The sequence below is a fragment of the Micrococcus luteus genome (genome assembly GCF_022664405.1).
Taxonomy (GTDB): Bacteria; Actinomycetota; Actinomycetes; order Actinomycetales; family Micrococcaceae; genus Micrococcus; species Micrococcus luteus.
In genome coordinates, this window is the sequence record NZ_JAKRLB010000002.1 from 143203 (window position 1) to 159326 (window position 16124).

Annotated in this window: 18 protein-coding genes and 1 pseudogene; 10 read left to right on the forward strand and 9 right to left on the reverse strand. The window is 72.7% G+C overall.

What is annotated here, in order from left to right; translation table 11 throughout:
- The first annotated feature begins 216 nt into the window (after positions 1-216).
- The gene (locus MF605_RS01535; protein WP_010080043.1) at positions 217-1287 is read left to right on the forward strand and encodes a GNAT family N-acetyltransferase; all 1071 of its coding nucleotides are present in this window, start codon (positions 217-219) and stop codon (positions 1285-1287) included.
- Between the two features lie 24 nt (positions 1288-1311).
- Here MF605_RS01535 and MF605_RS01540 read toward each other — a convergent pair whose 3' ends face one another.
- Positions 1312-2187, reverse strand: a complete 876-nt coding sequence (locus MF605_RS01540) for an ArgP/LysG family DNA-binding transcriptional regulator (protein ID WP_073117255.1) — start codon at positions 2185-2187, stop codon at positions 1312-1314.
- A 71-nt stretch (positions 2188-2258) separates the two neighbouring features.
- Here MF605_RS01540 and lysE point away from each other — a divergent pair, with 71 nt between their 5' ends.
- Positions 2259-2873, forward strand: coding sequence for an L-lysine exporter (gene lysE, locus MF605_RS01545; RefSeq protein WP_060973796.1), 615 nt, complete (start codon positions 2259-2261; stop codon positions 2871-2873).
- Between the two features lie 33 nt (positions 2874-2906).
- Here lysE and MF605_RS01550 read toward each other — a convergent pair whose 3' ends face one another.
- The 7 genes from MF605_RS01550 to MF605_RS01580 form a co-directional block, all read right to left on the reverse strand.
- A complete protein-coding gene (locus tag MF605_RS01550; RefSeq protein WP_123244356.1) occupies positions 2907-3494 on the reverse strand; it encodes a PIN domain-containing protein in 588 nt (195 codons plus the stop codon).
- A complete protein-coding gene (locus MF605_RS01555) occupies positions 3494-4006 on the reverse strand; it encodes a helix-turn-helix domain-containing protein (protein WP_134416925.1) in 513 nt (170 codons plus the stop codon). Before MF605_RS01555 ends, MF605_RS01550 begins: the two co-directional genes overlap by 1 nt.
- A 75-nt stretch (positions 4007-4081) precedes the next feature.
- Positions 4082-4423, reverse strand: coding sequence for a luciferase domain-containing protein (locus tag MF605_RS01560; protein ID WP_060973795.1), 342 nt, complete (start codon positions 4421-4423; stop codon positions 4082-4084).
- Positions 4424-4619: 196 nt separating this feature from the next.
- Positions 4620-5651, reverse strand: coding sequence for a methionine synthase (locus MF605_RS01565; protein ID WP_036314939.1), 1032 nt, complete (start codon positions 5649-5651; stop codon positions 4620-4622).
- Complete coding sequence (locus MF605_RS01570; protein WP_052520042.1) at positions 5648-6694, reverse strand: DUF1852 domain-containing protein; 1047 nt, start codon at positions 6692-6694, stop codon at positions 5648-5650. The genes MF605_RS01565 and MF605_RS01570 overlap by 4 nt, the downstream gene beginning before the upstream one ends.
- A complete protein-coding gene (locus MF605_RS01575) occupies positions 6691-8001 on the reverse strand; it encodes a cystathionine gamma-synthase (RefSeq protein WP_041103384.1) in 1311 nt (436 codons plus the stop codon). The genes MF605_RS01570 and MF605_RS01575 overlap by 4 nt, the downstream gene beginning before the upstream one ends.
- 1 nt (position 8002) lies before the next feature.
- On the reverse strand, positions 8003-9352 hold the full coding sequence (locus MF605_RS01580; protein ID WP_020626562.1) for an O-acetylhomoserine aminocarboxypropyltransferase/cysteine synthase family protein: 1350 nt from the start codon (positions 9350-9352) through the stop codon (positions 8003-8005).
- Positions 9353-9648: 296 nt separating this feature from the next.
- Here MF605_RS01580 and MF605_RS01585 point away from each other — a divergent pair, with 296 nt between their 5' ends.
- The 7 genes from MF605_RS01585 to MF605_RS01615 all read left to right on the forward strand — a co-directional run bounded on the left by MF605_RS01585 (position 9649) and on the right by MF605_RS01615 (position 14332).
- Positions 9649-10377 (forward strand): class I SAM-dependent methyltransferase, encoded by a 729-nt coding sequence (locus tag MF605_RS01585; protein ID WP_041103385.1) that lies wholly within the window; start codon positions 9649-9651, stop codon positions 10375-10377.
- Positions 10378-10379: 2 nt separating this feature from the next.
- A complete protein-coding gene (locus tag MF605_RS01590; protein WP_277933325.1) occupies positions 10380-11699 on the forward strand; it encodes an MFS transporter in 1320 nt (439 codons plus the stop codon).
- 45 nt (positions 11700-11744) lie between these two features.
- Positions 11745-12158: a VOC family protein gene (locus tag MF605_RS01595; RefSeq protein WP_036381449.1), complete on the forward strand. Its 414-nt coding sequence runs from the start codon at positions 11745-11747 to the stop codon at positions 12156-12158.
- A 78-nt stretch (positions 12159-12236) separates the two neighbouring features.
- Positions 12237-12749 carry a GNAT family N-acetyltransferase gene (locus MF605_RS01600; RefSeq protein ID WP_036381349.1) on the forward strand — a complete coding sequence of 171 codons (513 nt, stop codon included), beginning with the start codon at positions 12237-12239 and terminating at the stop codon, positions 12747-12749.
- Positions 12750-13309: 560 nt separating this feature from the next.
- Complete coding sequence (locus tag MF605_RS01605; protein WP_036381347.1) at positions 13310-13633, forward strand: hypothetical protein; 324 nt, start codon at positions 13310-13312, stop codon at positions 13631-13633.
- Positions 13630-13908: a DUF7010 family protein gene (locus MF605_RS01610; RefSeq protein ID WP_230594461.1), complete on the forward strand. Its 279-nt coding sequence runs from the start codon at positions 13630-13632 to the stop codon at positions 13906-13908. The genes MF605_RS01605 and MF605_RS01610 overlap by 4 nt, the downstream gene beginning before the upstream one ends.
- A gap of 10 nt (positions 13909-13918) precedes the next feature.
- On the forward strand, positions 13919-14332 hold the full coding sequence (locus tag MF605_RS01615; protein ID WP_036381342.1) for a DUF805 domain-containing protein: 414 nt from the start codon (positions 13919-13921) through the stop codon (positions 14330-14332).
- 24 nt (positions 14333-14356) lie between these two features.
- Here MF605_RS01615 and MF605_RS01620 read toward each other — a convergent pair whose 3' ends face one another.
- On the reverse strand, positions 14357-15784 hold the full coding sequence (locus tag MF605_RS01620; RefSeq protein WP_134416923.1) for a PQQ-binding-like beta-propeller repeat protein: 1428 nt from the start codon (positions 15782-15784) through the stop codon (positions 14357-14359).
- Between the two features lie 143 nt (positions 15785-15927).
- Here MF605_RS01620 and MF605_RS01625 point away from each other — a divergent pair.
- A pseudogene (locus MF605_RS01625) lies at positions 15928-16098 on the forward strand (acyl-CoA dehydrogenase family protein); the annotation flags it as partial.
- Positions 16099-16124: the final 26 nt, after the last annotated feature.

Here is a 16124-nt window from a genome sequence, read left to right on the forward strand (position 1 = left end):
GAAGAGTCCACCGCGCGTCGTGTGGAACCTTGCCTGCATCTCGACAGCAAAGGCCCTTGCCCACCGATCCGCATCGTGACACAGTTCACCCCATGATGCAGCAGCAGTGACGCCGTGGGTCCGACGAGCCACCACCGGCCTCCCCGCGCGCCCGTCTCGAGCACGGCTCGACGGGTGCCTCTGCGCCCACCCCTTTCTTCAGAAAGCAGTCACCGCATGCCTGACATCATCGAATTCCCCCTGCCCGTCTCGTCGGACGACCCCCACTGGCGGGCCTACTGCCAGCTCGGAGACGAGTACAACCACGAACTGATCGGCACGACCGAGTGGGACGAGACCCCCACGGACGCGCTCATCCAGGCCGCCGCCGAGACCGACCACACGCTGCGCCGCTACCTGGCGTACGTCGACGGCGAGGCGGTCGGCTACGCCCGCGTCCTGATCAACCAGGTCGACGACCCTGACGCGGCCGCCCTCAACGTCTACGTCCACCCGCGGCACCGCGGACGCGGCCACGGCCGGGCACTGGCCGAGCGGCTCGTCCTGGACACCGCCGGCCTCACCCGTTTCGAGACCTGGCCGCTGACGCCGCGGCCGGTGGCCGGGCAACGGACGCTCACCCCGCCCAACGGCGCCGGCGCGGTGTCCGCCGAACATCCGGGTGTGCGTCTCGCCCAGTCCTACGGCTTCGCGCTCGTCCAGATCGAGCGGGTGAGCCGGTATGACTTCGCCGATCCGGGGATCGACCCCGCCGTCGCCCTGGCCGAGGCCGAACGCGTCTCGTCGGACTACGAGCTCCACGCCTGGGAGGGCGCGGCCGACGCGTCCCTGCAGGACGACCTTGCCGTCCTCAAGGCCCGCATGGCCACGGACGTGCCCTCCGGGGAACGCACCGTGGTGGAGCAGGTGTGGGACGCGGCCCGCGTGCGTCGCATGGACGAGCAGATCCTCACGACCGGGCGCCTCTTCCGCGCGGTGGCGCGGCACCGCGCCACCGGTCGGATCGTTGCCCTGAGCGAGCTGGTGGCGCCCCGCTCGCGCCCGGACGGGCTCATCGACCAGTGGGACACCATCGTGCTGCCCGAGCACCGCGGCCACCGCCTCGGCATGCGCGTGAAGGCGGCGAACCTCATCGCCGTGCGCGACGCGCTGCCCGGGGCCCGCGCGATCATCACGTGGAACGCCGAGGAGAACCGGCACATGCTCGACGTCAACGAGGCGCTGGGCTTCCGGCCCGTGCTGGCCGAGGCGTCCATGGAAGCGCCGGCACCGCTGCGACGTCGCTGACGGCCCGCGACCCGCGGCGCCGCCTCACCCCCGCTCGAGCGTCCGCTGGGCCGCCTCCCGCACCGCCCGCGTGAGCCGCACCAGGCGCGTCACGGGCAGTGTGGCCGCCTGCCAGTACAGGGGCACGAGGACGTCGTCGAGCCCGGGCACGCGGACCAGCCGGCCGGCGCGCACGTCCTCGACGGCCTGGGCGTCCACGAGCATCCCCCACCCCAGGCCGGCCCGGACGGACCGGTGGAACCCGTCGAACGACGGCGCCAGGTGCGTGGGCGGGGCGACGTCCAGCCCGGCGCCGCTCAGCGCGAGGCGCTGCAGGTCGTCCTTCGCGTTGTAGCGCATCATGGGCATCGCGCCGAGGTCGACGACGTCGCCCGCCGCGTGCCGGGCGAGCAGGGCGGGCGAAGCGAGCGGGACGTAGCGCATGCTCCCCAGCGGCTCCGCCGCACACCCCTGCACCGGCTGCGGCTCCGTGGTGACGGCGGCCAGCACCTCGCCCCGGCGCAGCAGCCGGGCGCTGTGGTCCTGGTCCTCGACGTGCAGGTCCAGGACCGTGTCGTCCCAGTCGGCGGCCTCGGCCAGGACGGGCCCGAACCACGTGCCCAGCACGTCGGCGGGCACGGCCAGGGAGGTGACGCTGCGCCCGGCCGCCGTGCGGCCCAGCCCGGCCCACGCCTCCTGTTCGAGCACCCGCATGTGCCGGGCCACGCGCACCAGGCCGACGCCGGCCTCGGTCGGCTCGCAGGGTGTGCCGCGCCGGATCAGCACCTGGCCCACCTCCCGCTCCAGGGCGCGGATGCGCTGGCTGACCGCGGAGGCGCTGACGCCGAGCTCGTACGCGGCCGCCTCGAACGAGCCCTCGTCCGCGATCGCACGCAGCGCCTGCAGCTGATCCAGGTTCATGAAGCAGAGCTTAGGCACCTGCAGTTCTCTTCGTTTGGCTCAGGCCAGGCCGGGCCCTAGCGTCCTCACCCATGTGGACCCTCGCCGGCACCGGCCTGCTCACCGGACTCGCCCTCATCGTCGCCATCGGCGCCCAGAACGCCTTCGTGCTCCGCCAGGGCGTGCGCCGGGAGCATGTGGGCGCCGTCGTGCTGGTGTGCATGGCCTCGGACGCCGTGCTGATCCTGGCCGGGACCGCCGGGGTGGGCGCGCTCGTGCAGGCCGTGCCGTGGCTGCTCGAGGTGCTGCGCTGGGGCGGCGCCCTGTACCTGCTCTGGTTCGCGGTCTCCTCCCTGCGTGCCGCGCTGCGCCCGCAGGGGCTCGTGGCCGAGCAGGCGCCGCGGACCGCGGGCTCGGTCGTCGCCACCACGCTCGCACTGACCTGGCTCAACCCGCACGTCTACCTGGACACCGTGGTGCTGCTGGGCAGCCTCGCCAACCAGCACGGTCCCGACGCGCGGTGGGTCTTCGCCGCCGGCGCCGTCGCCGCCTCGGTCCTGTGGTTCACCGCGCTCGGCTACGGCGCGCGCCTGCTGGCCCGGGTGCTCGCCGACCCGAAGGCGTGGCGCGTGGTGGACGTGGTGATCGCGGTGGTCATGGCGGTGCTCGCGGTCCGGCTCATCGCCGGTTCCGGCGTGTGGGGGTGAGCCGACAGACGCCGGTTCTGGCGTCGGGCTGAATCAAGGTCGCTCAACGTCGACCCGCCAGAGCTGGGCTCGTGCGGCCTCCGCGAACAGGGGTGCACCGCACGGCACCAGCCGCTCAAGGACGTCACTGACGGTCAACGGAGGATTCCGTGTCGCGCCCGCTTGGGCTGCGAGAGCCGTCATCACTCGAGCCGGGTCCAGGTCGAGCTGGTTCATGAAAAACTCGTCCGGACTCTGCACCTCGATGTCGAAGGACTCAACGACCTCACGCGGGAAATCCTTCAGATTCGCCGTGACGATCAGGTCAGCACGCCCCTGGATCGCGGCGGCGACCACATGCCGATCATCGGGGTCCGGAAGGTCAATCCCGGGCACGAGCTGCTCCCACCCCTCGACCCGCGCGTCGTCGAAGGCGGCGTCCATGACCCCGGCACGGTGACGCGCCGCCCCCGACGCACGCATGTCTGGATGCATCGCTTCCAGTGCGCGCACCGTCTCGTCGAGGATCCGCCCACTCCATACCGGCCGATAGAGGCCCGCCTCGGCCAGATGCAGCAAGGTGTCCGCTTGGGCGATGGGCACGAGGACGCACGCGTCGAGCACCGCGCTGAAGCGAGCCACTACCCGCGCTCACCCCGGAGGTCGGCGCGAGCCTGACGCAACGCCTCGCGGTAGGACTCCGCCTTCTGGTCGTAGAGCCCCGCAGACGAGGCCTCCCCTACGAGGTCGCTCAGCGAGGCACGCCGCTCCCCGCGCTTCCGCTGCTGATAGGACACGACGTCTTGGAGCCGGATGCGTCGGTGCCGACCACCGGTCGTCCTCTCGTACGGCAACGCGCCCTCCTCGAGCAGCCTCACCAGCGTGGGACGACTGATGCCGAGGAAGTTCGCCGCCTCTTGTGTCGTGAGCAGCTGGTCGACGGGTGCCACCGTGATGGCCTTGCCCACCCGCATCGCCTCGACGACGTCCCGCAGGACGTTGAAAGCCTCTGGCGGCAGGGGGACCTTCTGGCCGTCAGGGCCGACCAGGGCGGCCGGCTGCGTCAGGCCGTCGAGGAACCTGCCGAGGTCGAGCATCTCCTCGAGGTCCGTCGGCGGCAGCACCGTGTGCTTGTCATTCACCGTCGCAGTCATGGAACAAGACTACCCGCGAAAAAGAAAAATTCGCAGTCCCCTCCCGCCTCCGCTTCCCCGCCCCGGGACACTGTGTCAGCCGCGCGCGTAGGCGAGCGACTCCTCGATGATCCCGACGACGACGGCCAGCTCCGCCTCGTCCCGCGGACCGTAGAGCATCCACTCCGTGCCGAAGTCCGCGTAGCCATGCGGTTCGAGCCATCCGAGCTCGGTCAGACGAACGCCGCGCTCGGGCGCCAGGACGAGGTGCACTGACGTGTCGTCCACCCCATGCAGGTGCACCGGCTCCCAGCGCCGGCCTGGTGAGAGGTTGACCTCCGGGGTGCGCTCCTCCGGCCGGCCTGTCAGGTGGACGGCGCGCGACGTTGCTGGCGAGACGGTGCTGTGGCCCTCCTCGACGCCGTCGAGGGCGAACACCGCAGCGACCAGACGGCCCCACAGCTCCGGCGATGATCGCTGATCAAGCTGTCGGTGGGGCCCCTCGGTCGACGTCGCGGGACGACTGCCCGGCCGGGGATCGTCAGCGGTGAGCCGGACACGGGGGCTCGCATCAGGATCCATGCAGACGATCCTGACGGGGCCCCGCCGGCCAGGCAAGGCCATCAGGCCCCCCTCACTCCCCGCCCAGCTCCTCCCGGAGGATCCGCGCGCCGGCCACGAGCGCGGCGGTCTTGTCCCGCGCCACGGAGCGAGCCAGCGGCGCCATGCCGCAGTTGGTGCTCGCGATCAGCTTGTCCGCGTCCACGAACTCGAGGGTCTCCCGGAGGGTCGCCGCGACCTCCTCGGGCGTCTCGATCTCGTCGCTCGCCACGTCGATCGCGCCGACCATCACCTTCTTGCCGCGCAGCAGGCCGATGAGCTCCGCCGGCACCCGGGAGTGGTGCCGCTCCAGGGCGATCGTGTCGATCGTGGACTCGCGCAGCAGCGGGAACGACGTCTCGTACTGGCGCCACTCCTCCCCGAGCGTGGCCTTCCAGTCGTTGTTCGCCTTGATCCCGTAGCCGTAACAGATGTGCACGGCCGTCTCACACGTCAGGCCCTCGGCCGCACGCTCGAGCGTCGCCACGCCCCAGTCGCGGACGTCGTCGAAGAACACGTTGAACGCGGGCTCGTCGAACTGCACGACGTCGACGCCCACCGCCGCCAGCTCCCGCGCCTCCTCGTTGAGGATGCGCGCGAACTCCCACGCGAGCTTCTCGCGGCTGCCGTAGTGGCGGTCGGCGAGGGTGTCGATCATGGTCATCGGCCCGGGCAGGGTCCACTTGATGGGCCGGTCCGTCCGCGCGCGCAGGGCCTTCGCGTCGTCCACGAACACCGGCGCCGGCCGGCCCACCTCCCCGACGACGGTCGGCACGCTCGCGTCGTACCGGTCGCGGATCCGCACCGTCTCGCGCCGGTCGAAGTCCACACCGCCGAGGTGCTCGATGAACGTGGTGACGAAGTGCTGGCGGGTCTGCTCGCCGTCGCAGACGATGTCGATGCCCGCACGCTCCTGATCGGCCACGGCGAGGGCGAGCGCGTCGAGCTTGCCCTCGCGCAGCTGCTCCCCCTCGAGCTTCCAGGGCGACCAGAGCGTCTCCTCCTCGGCGAGCCAGCCGGGCTTCGGCAGGCTGCCGACGAGGGCGGTGGGGATCAGGGTGGTCATCGGGTCTCCTCGGTGTCTCGTGCGGCGTGGGCGGCGGCCCAGCGTTCCAGCAGGTCGCGGTGCGGGCCCACGAAGTGCTCCTGCGTGTACTCCCCCTGCTCCCGGCCGAGGCGGGCCCGCTCCTCGCGGTCGTAGGCGATCCGGGTCTGCGAGAAGTCGCCGTGGTCCAGGCGCGGCCGGTAGACCTCGCCGGCCCCGGCGTTCGCGTTGTAGATCTCCGGCCGGTAGATCCGCTGGAAGGTCTCCATGGTGGCGATCAGCCCGGCCAGGGAGAGGTTCGCGTGGTCGTTGAGCAGGTCGCCCCGCGAGTAGAACGCCAGCGGCGCCACGGCCCCGCGCGGCAGGAAGCACCGGATCCCCAGGCCCATCCGGCCGAAGTAGCGGTCCGTGCGGGAGGGCTCGTCCTGGCGGTACTCGACCCCGAGCACCGGGTGCTCGTTCGTCAGCCGCCGGTAGGTGCGGCTCGTCGACACGCTGATGCAGATCACGGGCGGCTGCGGGAACCGCTCCCGGTACGCCTGCGAGTCGAGCAGGTGCTGGAACAGCCGCCCGTGCAGGTCGCCGAAGCCGTCGGGCTCCTCGGTCCCCGGCGACGTCGCCGCGTGCGCGGGCAGCACCACGGAGAAGTCGTGGTCGCGGACGTAGGAGGAGAAGTTGTTCCCCACACTGCGGCCGAGCACAGCGCCCGTCGCACGCTCGACCACCCGCACGTCGAGCATCTCCATGAGCGGGAAGTCGACATCCGCGCCGTCGTCGGCGGTGAAGTGCACGTCGATCGAGACGATCTCGATCCGTGCCGTGTAGCGGTCCCGCTCCGGGTTGTCCCAGGGGGCGAGGTCGTTGAGGCGCCCGTCGATCATGGCCAGGGCGGCGCGCAGGTTCTCCCGCCGGTCCGCACCGCGGGCGAGGTTCGCGAAGTTCGTGGTGGCGCGCGTGCTGGCGGCGGGCGTGTAGTCCTCGTCGAACGGCGTGGTGTGGATGCTGAACGTCAGGTCGTCCACGCGGGTGGGCGCGGTGCTCGGGACAAGGGTGGCGTGGCTCATCGGGTCCTCTCCGGGGTGCGGGCGTGGGTGGTGCGGTGGTGGGCGGGGGCGGGACGGGGCACCGCGGACGACGACGGCGCCCCGCGGCCGGCGGCGACGCGTGCGGCGCACTCGAGGCCGGCCTCGAGGTCCGCCTGCAGGTCGGCCACGTCCTCGATGCCGACGGAGAGCCGGACCAGGTCCGTGGGGACGGCCAGGGGCGTGCCCCGCACGGAGGCGTGGGTCATCTCGGAGGAGTAGCAGAGCAGCGATTCGACCCCGCCGAGGCTGACCGAGAGCGCGAACAGCTCGGTGGCCTCGGCGAACGCGCGGGCCGCGGCCTCTCCCCCAGCCAACCGGATGGAGACGATCCCGCCGAAGCCGTCCATCTGCCGCGCGGCGAGTGCATGGCCCGGGTGGTCGGGCAGCCCGGGGTAGAAGACCTGGGCGACCTCGGGGCGGCCCTGCAGCCAGCCCGCGAGCGCGGCGGCGTTGGCGCCGTGCCGGTCCATGCGCAGGCCGAGCGTCTTGAGGCCGCGGGCGGCGAGGTAGGAGTCCTGCGGGCCGGCGACCGCACCGGCGGCGAACTGCTGGTAGGCCACCGCCTCGGCCAGCGCCCGGCCGCGGAACTCGCGGTCGGCCACCACCACGGCGCCGCCGAGCACGTCCGAGTGCCCGCCGATGTACTTGGTGGTGGAGTGCACCACGACGTCCGCGCCGAGGTCGAGGGGCCGCTGGAGGTAGGGCGAGGCGAACGTGTTGTCCACGACCAGCAGCGCGCCGGCGTCGTGGGCGATCTGCGCCCAGGCGGCCAGGTCCGCGATGCCGAGCAGCGGGTTGGACGGCGTCTCCACCCACAGCAGCGCGGTGCGGCCGGGACGGACGGCCGCGGCGACCGCCGTCGGGTCGGTGATGTCCACGGGGGTGTTGGACACGCCCCACGGCTCGAGGACGGTGGTGATGAGGCGGTGGGTGCCGCCGTAGCCGTCGCCGCCCAGCACGATGTGGTCGCCGGGGCGCAGCACGGCCCGCAGGAGGGCGTCCTCGGCGGCGAGCCCGGAGGCGAACGCGAACGCCCGGTCGCCGTGCTCGAGGGCGGCGAGCTGGGTCTCGAAGCCGTTCCGGGTCGGGTTGGAGCCCCGGCTGTACTCATGCCCGGCGCGCAGCACGTTGATGCCGTCCTGCACGAAGGTGCTGGTCTGGTAGATCGGCGGCACCACGGCGCCGGTCAGCGGGTCGGGCTCCTGGCCGGCGTGCACGGCGGTGGTGGTGAAGCCGCGGACGGCGGGGCGGGACACGGAGCGGGTGGTGTGGTGGACGGCGGTCATCTCAGCGCACCTCCTGGGTGACGGCGGCGGTCTCGGGGACGGCGGGCGTGGCGGCGGGGACGGCCGGCCCGGCGGCGGACACCGCGGCCAGGGCACGGTCCAGGTCCGCGATCAGGTCGTCGGGACACTCCAGCCCGATGGAGAGCCGGACGGTGGTCTCGGCGATCCCGGCGGCCTCGCGCTGCTGCCGCGTCAGGCGGCAGTGCGTCATGGTCGCCGGGTGGGAGACGAGGGACCGGGCGTCACCGACGTTGACCACCAGCTGGAACAGCTCGAGCGCGTCGAGGAACGGGGCCACGGCCTCGGGGCCGCAGGCCAGGTCGAAGGAGAACACCGAGCCGACGCCGTCCGGGAAGTCGCGGGCGGCCAGCGCCGCGCTGGGATGCCCGGCCACACCGGGGTGGTGCACCCGCGCGACCGCGGGGTGCCCGGCCAGGTGTTGGGCCACGGCCAGCGCGGTGGCGGTGTGGCGGGCCACGCGCAGGTCGAGCGTCTCGAGCCCCTGGATGAACTGCGCCGCGCTCGCGGGGGCGAGGGTGGGGCCGAGGTCGTGCAGGAACTTGCTGCGGGCCAGCGTCAGGTAGGCGCCACGGCCGTGCCGCTCGACCAGCGTCTGCCCGCCGTAGCGGGCCTTGGGCCGGGCCAGCTGCGGCCACCGGTCCGGCGCCGCGCCGTAGTCGAACGTGCCGCCGTCCACGATCGCGCCGCCGAGCACCGCGCCGTGTCCGCCGAGGAACTTGGTGGCCGAGTGCACGACGACGTCGGCGCCGTGCTCCAGCGGCCGGTAGAGGGCCGGCGTCGCGAGGGTGCTGTCCACCACCACCGGCACACCGGCCGCGTGGGCGAGGTCCGCGAGCGCGGGCAGGTCCGGGAGGGTGGCGAGCGGGTTGGTGATGGCCTCGAGGAAGAACGCGCGCGTGTCGGGCCGGACCGCGGCGGCCCACGCGGGCGGGTCCGCCGGGTCCGCGAAGGTGACCTCGATGCCGAAGTCCGCGAACGTGTCCGTCAGCAGGTCGACGGTGCCCCCGTAGAGCTGGCTGGAGGCGACCAGGTGCTTGTCGCCCTGCAGCAGCGCCAGCAGGGACAGCGCGACGGCGGCCTGGCCGGTGGCCGTGGCGATCGCGCCGATGCCGCCCTCCAGTGCGGCGAGGCGGTTCTCGAACACCGCGACGGTCGGGTTGCCCGTGCGGCTGTAGGTGAAGCCGGGGGTCTCGAGCCGGAACATCGATGCCGCCGTGGCGTGGTCCGGGAAACGGAACGCCGTGGTCTGGTGGATGGGCGGGACGACCGGCCGGTGGGGTGCGGCGGGCTCGTAGCCGGCGTGGACTTGCTGTGTGGCGTGACGGGGCATCTGCTCTCCTCCATCGGTCCTGGCGGTAGCACCGGGCCTGCCGTTCCCGGGGGTCCGGGTCCGGCGGGCGGGTTGCTGCGGCGTCGTCGAGCCAGATCTCTCGGCCGCTCTGGATGGGTGGTGAGCCCATCCCACGCGGTGGGCCGCCGCGAGTCCAGCGGGCGGCCGGCTCGCGCGTCACATGAGCCGCCACCGCGCCATCCAGGACCGGCCGGAGCCTCTCCGGGGCGCGGCGGGCCGTGGCAGACCCGTGTGACGGACCGGCGTGGAGGGGGGGGTGTGTCAGACTCCCGGGCATGACGCAGAGCACACCGGGCGGACCGGCCACGGGCCTGCCCGACTTCCGTCCCTCGGGCAACCAGGGCGTGGACCCGGCGCTGTACGAGATAGAGAACGCGGCCATGGACCGTGAGGGCGCCCTCTGGGCGGCGCTGCAGGAGGCGGCGCCTTGGGCCGGGCGGACGCTGCTCGACCTCGGTGCGGGCACCGGCTTCTGGCTGCCCCGCTACGCCGACGCGGCCGAGACGATCGCCGTCGAGCCGGACGTGCGCCTGCTGGGGGCCGCCCGCGCCCGCCCCGGCGGGGCGCGCGTGCTGTACGGCTCGGCCGAGCAGATCCCGCTGCCGGAGGCGAGCGTCGACGTCGTGCATGCCCGGTTCGCGTACTTCTTCCCGCACCCGCGCTGGGACGTCCGACCCGGCCTGGACGAGGTCACCCGGGTGCTGCGGCCCGGCGGCGCGCTCGTGGTGATCGACAACGACACCGAGCGCGGCCAGTTCGCCGAGCTGCTGCGGGCGAGCACGAACGCGGCGGCGCAGGGCCAGGACACGTACGCGCGCGAGTGGTGGGCCGGCATCGGGGCCGAGACCCGTGAGGTCATGAGCTCGTGGACCTTCGACTCCCGCGCCGACCTCGAGGCCGTCCTGCGGCTGGAGTTCGAGCGAGGGGTCGCCGACGCGTGGCTCGCCGAGCACCCCGCAACGACGTCGCTGAGCTACGGCTACCTGCTCCACGTGTGGCGGTGAGCATGGACCCGCGTCGCCAGACGCCTACCCCCCGCGGCCCTGACACTGGGACGCCCCCGCCGCCGGAAGGACGGGCGCGGTGGCTGGTCGCCTCCAACGCCCTCGACGCGGGTGGCCGGTCCGCCACGGACGTCGCCTTGGATGTCCTGGCGGTGCTCCTGCTCGGCGTGGGCGCCGACGGCATGGGCGTGCTGATGACGCTCTCCGGGTTGGGATTCCTCCTGCTCGGCGTGCCCATCGGCATCGTGGTGGACCGACACCTCAGCCCGCGGCTGCTCGCGGCCACCGGCCTCGCCAAGGCGGCGGTGCTCGGCTCGCTCGTCGTGGCGTGGGCGCTCGACGCGCTCACGTTCGGTCACCTCGCCGCCGTCATGGCCCTGCTGGGCGTGCTCACGGTGCTGGCCGAGACCACCCAGACCGCGCTCGTGCCGCGCGTCGTGCCGGCCACCGCCGTCGCCCGCCTGACGGCGCGGCTCGAGTCCGCCGACGCCGCCCTCGTGTTGATCGTGCCCGCCGCGGCGGGCGTCCTCGTCGGGTCGCTGGGCGCAGGGCCCGTGCTCGGCATCGCGACGGCGTTCCTCTTCGCGGCGGCGATCGTCGCGCTCCGGGTGCGGTTGCGGCCCTCCGCCGCGGCGGACGTCCCGGACGACGACGGGGACCCCGGCGTCGCGGACGTCCTGTCCCGCTGGGCCCGGTTCGGGAAGGACGCCGCGGAGGGGTGGACGGTCCTGCGGCGCACCCCGGTCCTGTGGCTGCTGACGATGGGGTCGGTGGCCGCCAACGTGGGCATGGCCCTCTTCGCCCCGGTCGAGGCGGTCTGGATCCTGACCGACCTGCGGCTCGGGCCGGAGTTCCTGGGCATCCAGATCACCGCGGGCGCGGTCGGGGCACTGGCGGCCTCGTCCCTGGCGGGCCGGGCCATCGACCGCCTGGGCGAGCGCCGGTGCATCCTCCTCGGCTCGGTCGGCTGCGCCGTGGCCGTGGGGCTGCACCTGCTGGCCTACGCCGACCGTGCTCATGCCGGGCCGTGGCTGCTGGCCGGCGCCGCCCTCTGGGGGTTCATGGTCCTGCTCGGGAACATCACCCAGGCCGCCGTGACCGCCCGCGCCTGCCCCGAGGGCACGCTCGGGCGGGTCACCGCGATGCGGCGCACCCTCACCCGGGGCTCCGTGCCGCTGGCGACCCTCGCGGGAGGTGCGCTCGGGGCGACGCTCGGGGTCGGCTGGGCGCTCGCGGGGTGGCAGGTCCTGGCGGTGGTCTCGCTGGCCGCCGTCGTGCCGGCCGCGCGGTGGGTGGATGCGGGGCGCGACGACGTCGACTGAGGCCGAGACGCTGACGCGGACACCGAGGTTGCTTAATGTGTGGCCATGGTCACCCATCCTGCGCTCCAGCAGCCGGTGATCGACGCCGTCGACATCCGTTCCGTCGCGGAGTTCTACCGCGAGCTCCTCGGCCTCCACTACCGCGCGGGCGACGAGCTCGCGGACGGCCGCGAGCCGGACAGCGCGGACTGGCTCGTGCTGCTGGACGACGACGGCCGCCGCGTCCTGACATTCCAGCGCACCGACGAACTGAAGCCCAGCACGTGGCCGTCACCCGAGGTGCCGATGCAGCTGCACCTGGATTTCACCGTGCCGGACCGCGAGTCCCTCGACGCGGCCCACGACCACGCGCTGCACCTGGGCGGACGCCTCATCCTGGACCGCTCCGACGACGAGGACGAGCCCCTGTACGTGTTCGCGGACCCGGCCGGCCACCCCTTCTGCGTCTTCGTGGGGTGAGCGCGGCAGACCGCGGGGCGGTTTCACGCACATGTCGAAGACAAGAAGCCGGTTCAGTGCCGTCGGTAAGGTCGTCGGGTGATCCCGCAACCCACCGATCGACTCACGTTCCGGTGCATGACCGACGCTGACCTCGACGACATGTTCAGGCTCCTCGGAGACGCGGAGGTCATGCGCTACTACCCGCGAGCCAAGTCGCGCAATGAGGTGCGGCGGTGGATCAACTGGTCGAAGGACAACTACGCCACGCATGGGTTCGGCCTGTGGGTCATCGAACACTGGACCACCGGCGACTTCATCGGTGACTGCGGCCTGACCTGGCAGAACGTCGACGGCCAAGAGGTCCTCGAGGTCGGCTACCACGTCCTGCCCGAACACCAGGGACAGGGACTGGCAACCGAGGGGGCCTCTGCCTGCCTGCGATACGGGTTCGAGACCCTGGACGCAACGCTGGTCACCGCGATCATCAACCCCGACAACACGGCTTCCCGTCGCGTGGCCGAACGAATCGGCATGACCGTGTGGAAGAGCACGCGTGATCCCAGTGGGGCGCCGATCGTGGTCTACAGCAGCCACGGCCACGAGGCATGACGCACTGAACTGCCGCCATGGGTGCGTGCCCAGTGAGAAGACACGCCCTGGACCCAGCCGGCCAGGCGCTTCTGCGTCTTCGTGGTGGGGGCTGCGGTCATCTGCACGATACGGTGCCGTCCATGCATCCGGACCCGGCCGAGGCCATGCTGCGCGTCGCCCGGGCGCGCGCCGGCGGGGACCGCGTCGAGTGGCGGCGGGGCACCGCGGAGCTGATCGAGCCGGCGTCGGCGGACCTGGTGATCATGAGCGGGAACGTGGCGATGCACCTGATCGACCAGGACTGGCAGCAGGAGCCCACGGAACGGACGACGGCGGCCGGTCGCCCTACTCGAGTCCGAGGCCACGAGCACGCCGGACGCGGACGGCGTCGTCGTGCACCGATGGCGCACCGAGTACTCGGACGAGGGCGTGGACCGCGTCTGGAGCGACTGGCACGGCCGCCCATTCGACGCGGCGGAGCACCCGTTGATGATCATCGAGGCCTGTCCACAGGGGGCCTGACCCGTCCACCCGTCATGGCAGGATGACGCATGTCACACGTGATGCGAGGGGGAACCATGACGGACACGACCACGGCCCGCCCCATGCGGCCGGCCCACTTCGACGACGACCCGCCCGTCCGCGGGATCGGCCACCTCCGGCACCCGGTGGTGTCGGGCGGGCTGATCGGGGTGGTCGGCGGCGGCGCCTTCCTGTTCGGCGGGATCGCGGGGCTGCCGCCAGAGCACCAGGGCACGCTGCGGGGCGTCGCGGTCTCGCTCATCAGCTTCACCCTGGTGGTGGTGCTGCTGCGCCGGCGGATGCTGCCCACCGTGCCGACGCCCGCCCGCGGCGCGTCTACGGGATCGCCGTCGTCACAATGCTGGCGCTCCTCCCCGTGACCCGCCTGGTGGCTTTCGGACTCGACGCACCGACGGCCCAGATCGCCCTGGTGGCCGCCGTGGTGGGTGGCCACTTCCTCCCGTTCGCTCGGGCATTCCAGGCCCCGGTGTTCTGGTGGATCGGCGGGGCGATGGCCGTGCTGGGGCTCGCCGGTGCCGTACTCGCGGCTCTCGGCGATCCCGTGGCCGGGCCCGCGGGGGCGACCGCAGCGGGGGCTGCGATGCTCGTGATCGTCGCGGCACAGGGGCTGCTGGCGTCCCCGCGGCAGGACTGAGGGCCGGACCATGAACATGCTCCAGGCCATCCGCCGCTACTACGCCGGCTACGTGCAGTTCAGCGGGCGCGCCTCCCGCGCCGACTTCTGGCTCGCGGCGCTCTACCTATGGCTCCTGCAGGCCGTCGTTCACTTCGTGTCCACCGCCCTGGACGTGTTCGTCCTCGGCTCGCCGGACCTGTCCCTCCGCGACGCGGCCGTCCTCCTGGTGGGGATCACGCACGCGCTCCCCTCGCTCGCCCTGCTCGCCCGGCGCCTCCACGATGCGGGCTTCAGCCGCGCGTGGCTGTTCCTCGGGCTGGTACCGTTCGTCGGCCCGCTCACGCTGCTCGTGTTCGCGCTCCAGCCGTCCGCCCCGCGCCTCGGACACCCCGCCGATGCGTCGGACCCGGTTCCGGCGGGGGCCACGGCCGCGCGGCGCTGACCCCCGCCGCCATGTCCGGCCCGATCAGTGGTCGTGGTCGTCGTGGTCCTCGTCACCGTGCGCGCCCTCCTCGGGCTTCACGGACTCCGGCTGGCCGGTGACCACGGCCATCTCGACCGGGGCGAACTCCAGGTCCTTCTCCAGGACGGTCTCACCGGTCTCCAGGTCCACGGCCACGAGCCTCCGGTTCTCCGCGTCCGTCACGTAGGCGGTGTTCCCGGCGACCTTCAGGATCGGACCGGGCTCCTGCCACTCGTCCTTCTCCTTCCACGGCTCGATCACCGGGTACTCGGCGGTGACCTCACCGGTCTCCTCGTCGATCACGGTGACCTCGCCGTCGTAGGTCAGCACGACCGCGGAGCCGTCCTCAGCGCGGCCGAGCGAGCGGAACCAGTAGGACGAGCCGAGGTCCACGGTGGTGAGCTCATCGGTGCGGGTGTCGATGAGGGCGATCCCCGTGGGCCGCTCGACGGCTTCCTTCGGCTCCTCCTCGACCTTGTGATCACCCAGGACGATGGGTGAGTCATGCAACCCGAACAGGTTCCCGGAGCGCTGGTACTCGGTCTCGACCTCCACCTTGTGGAACTCGCCGTCCCGGTACACGACGGGCCCGTTCTCGCAGCCCATCACGACGACGTCGCCCGCCTCCGTCGGCTGGGCCGCGGCCTCGCCGTGACTGCCGGGGCAGTCGTCGGTCTCGGCCGTGACCTCGCCGGTCTTCGGGTCGATCACCTGGAGCGTGTTCCGGGAGTCCTCGGTGCCCTGCGTGGTGAAGAGGGTGCCGTCGGAGAGCTCGAGCGCCACGCCGTGGTGCGGGTCCTCGGTCTCGGCCTCCGTCATGACGGGCATGAGGTCCGGGGTCGCCTTGTCCAGGTGGGTCGAGTCGAAGGTGCGGATCGCGCCCGTGCCGTCCGCGAAGAGGGTGGTCTTGCCGTTGTGGGTGACGACGTGGCCGGGATGCTCACCCGGGAACGTCACGCCGGTCATGCCGGGCGCGGACTCGTAGTGGTGGAAGTGATCGCCGTGGGCCTTGGCCTGGATGCCGGTGGAGAACACCTCCCAGCCCTTCCCGGTGGTCACCAGGACGTCCTTGCCGTTGCCGGCGTTGCTCAGCCGCTTGAAGCCCGTGATGTCCTGCTCCTTCACCACCTCACCGGACTCGGCGTCGAGCAGCGTGAGCCCGTCCTCGTGCGAGAGCAGGATGCGCGGCGTCACCGCGGAGACCTCGGTGGTCTGGGTCGGGTCGACGCGGTCCTCCGCGGAGACGGAGGAGGCCGCCGTCGCCTCACCCGCCGGCGACTCGGAGCCGCCCGCGGCGGAGGCGGGTGCCGACGTCGGGCCGGACGGGTCGGCGTCCGCGCCGCACGCCGTCAGGGCGATGGCCGCGGCGGCGAGGGTGGCGGAGAAGGTGGCGGTGCGCGTGGAACGGCGCTGCGGGGCGAAGTGGGACACGGGGAGCCTTTCACGAGAGCGAGAAGATGCGACTGATTCACAATAAAGACTGTTGCGGATGATTCGCAATACTGCGGTGGACCTCACCCCGTCATCCCGGCGGCGCCGACGGCGCGCCCCCGTCGCGAGAACCGGCACGTGACGCCCTCGAGCGCGCGGCGACCCGCCTGTTCGAGGTGGGCGGGGCCTCCGCGACCCTGCGCACACGCGGGCTGGACCGGCATGGGCGCAATGCGCGGGTGCTGGTCAGCCACAACCCGCTGATCTACCGCGCCCGACTGCTCGGCGACCGGGCCGTCACGGACACGCCGGTCGGGCGGCTGAGGCGTCGGGCGGTGCG

What these genes read in the sequence shown, in the direction of transcription:
- MF605_RS01535 (WP_010080043.1), top strand. Translation starts at nt 217, where the DNA reads ATGCCTGACATCATCGAATTCCCCCTGCCCGTCTCGTCGGACGACCCC.
- MF605_RS01540 (WP_073117255.1), bottom strand. Translation starts at nt 2,187, where the DNA reads ATGAACCTGGATCAGCTGCAGGCGCTGCGTGCGATCGCGGACGAGGGC.
- lysE (WP_060973796.1), top strand. Translation starts at nt 2,259, where the DNA reads ATGTGGACCCTCGCCGGCACCGGCCTGCTCACCGGACTCGCCCTCATC.
- MF605_RS01555 (WP_134416925.1), bottom strand. Translation starts at nt 4,006, where the DNA reads ATGACTGCGACGGTGAATGACAAGCACACGGTGCTGCCGCCGACGGAC.
- MF605_RS01565 (WP_036314939.1), bottom strand. Translation starts at nt 5,651, where the DNA reads ATGACCACCCTGATCCCCACCGCCCTCGTCGGCAGCCTGCCGAAGCCC.
- MF605_RS01570 (WP_052520042.1), bottom strand. Translation starts at nt 6,694, where the DNA reads ATGAGCCACGCCACCCTTGTCCCGAGCACCGCGCCCACCCGCGTGGAC.
- MF605_RS01575 (WP_041103384.1), bottom strand. Translation starts at nt 8,001, where the DNA reads ATGACCGCCGTCCACCACACCACCCGCTCCGTGTCCCGCCCCGCCGTC.
- MF605_RS01580 (WP_020626562.1), bottom strand. Translation starts at nt 9,352, where the DNA reads ATGCCCCGTCACGCCACACAGCAAGTCCACGCCGGCTACGAGCCCGCC.
- MF605_RS01585 (WP_041103385.1), top strand. Translation starts at nt 9,649, where the DNA reads ATGACGCAGAGCACACCGGGCGGACCGGCCACGGGCCTGCCCGACTTC.
- MF605_RS01590 (WP_277933325.1), top strand. Translation starts at nt 10,380, where the DNA reads ATGGACCCGCGTCGCCAGACGCCTACCCCCCGCGGCCCTGACACTGGG.
- MF605_RS01595 (WP_036381449.1), top strand. Translation starts at nt 11,745, where the DNA reads ATGGTCACCCATCCTGCGCTCCAGCAGCCGGTGATCGACGCCGTCGAC.
- MF605_RS01605 (WP_036381347.1), top strand. Translation starts at nt 13,310, where the DNA reads ATGACGGACACGACCACGGCCCGCCCCATGCGGCCGGCCCACTTCGAC.
- MF605_RS01615 (WP_036381342.1), top strand. Translation starts at nt 13,919, where the DNA reads ATGAACATGCTCCAGGCCATCCGCCGCTACTACGCCGGCTACGTGCAG.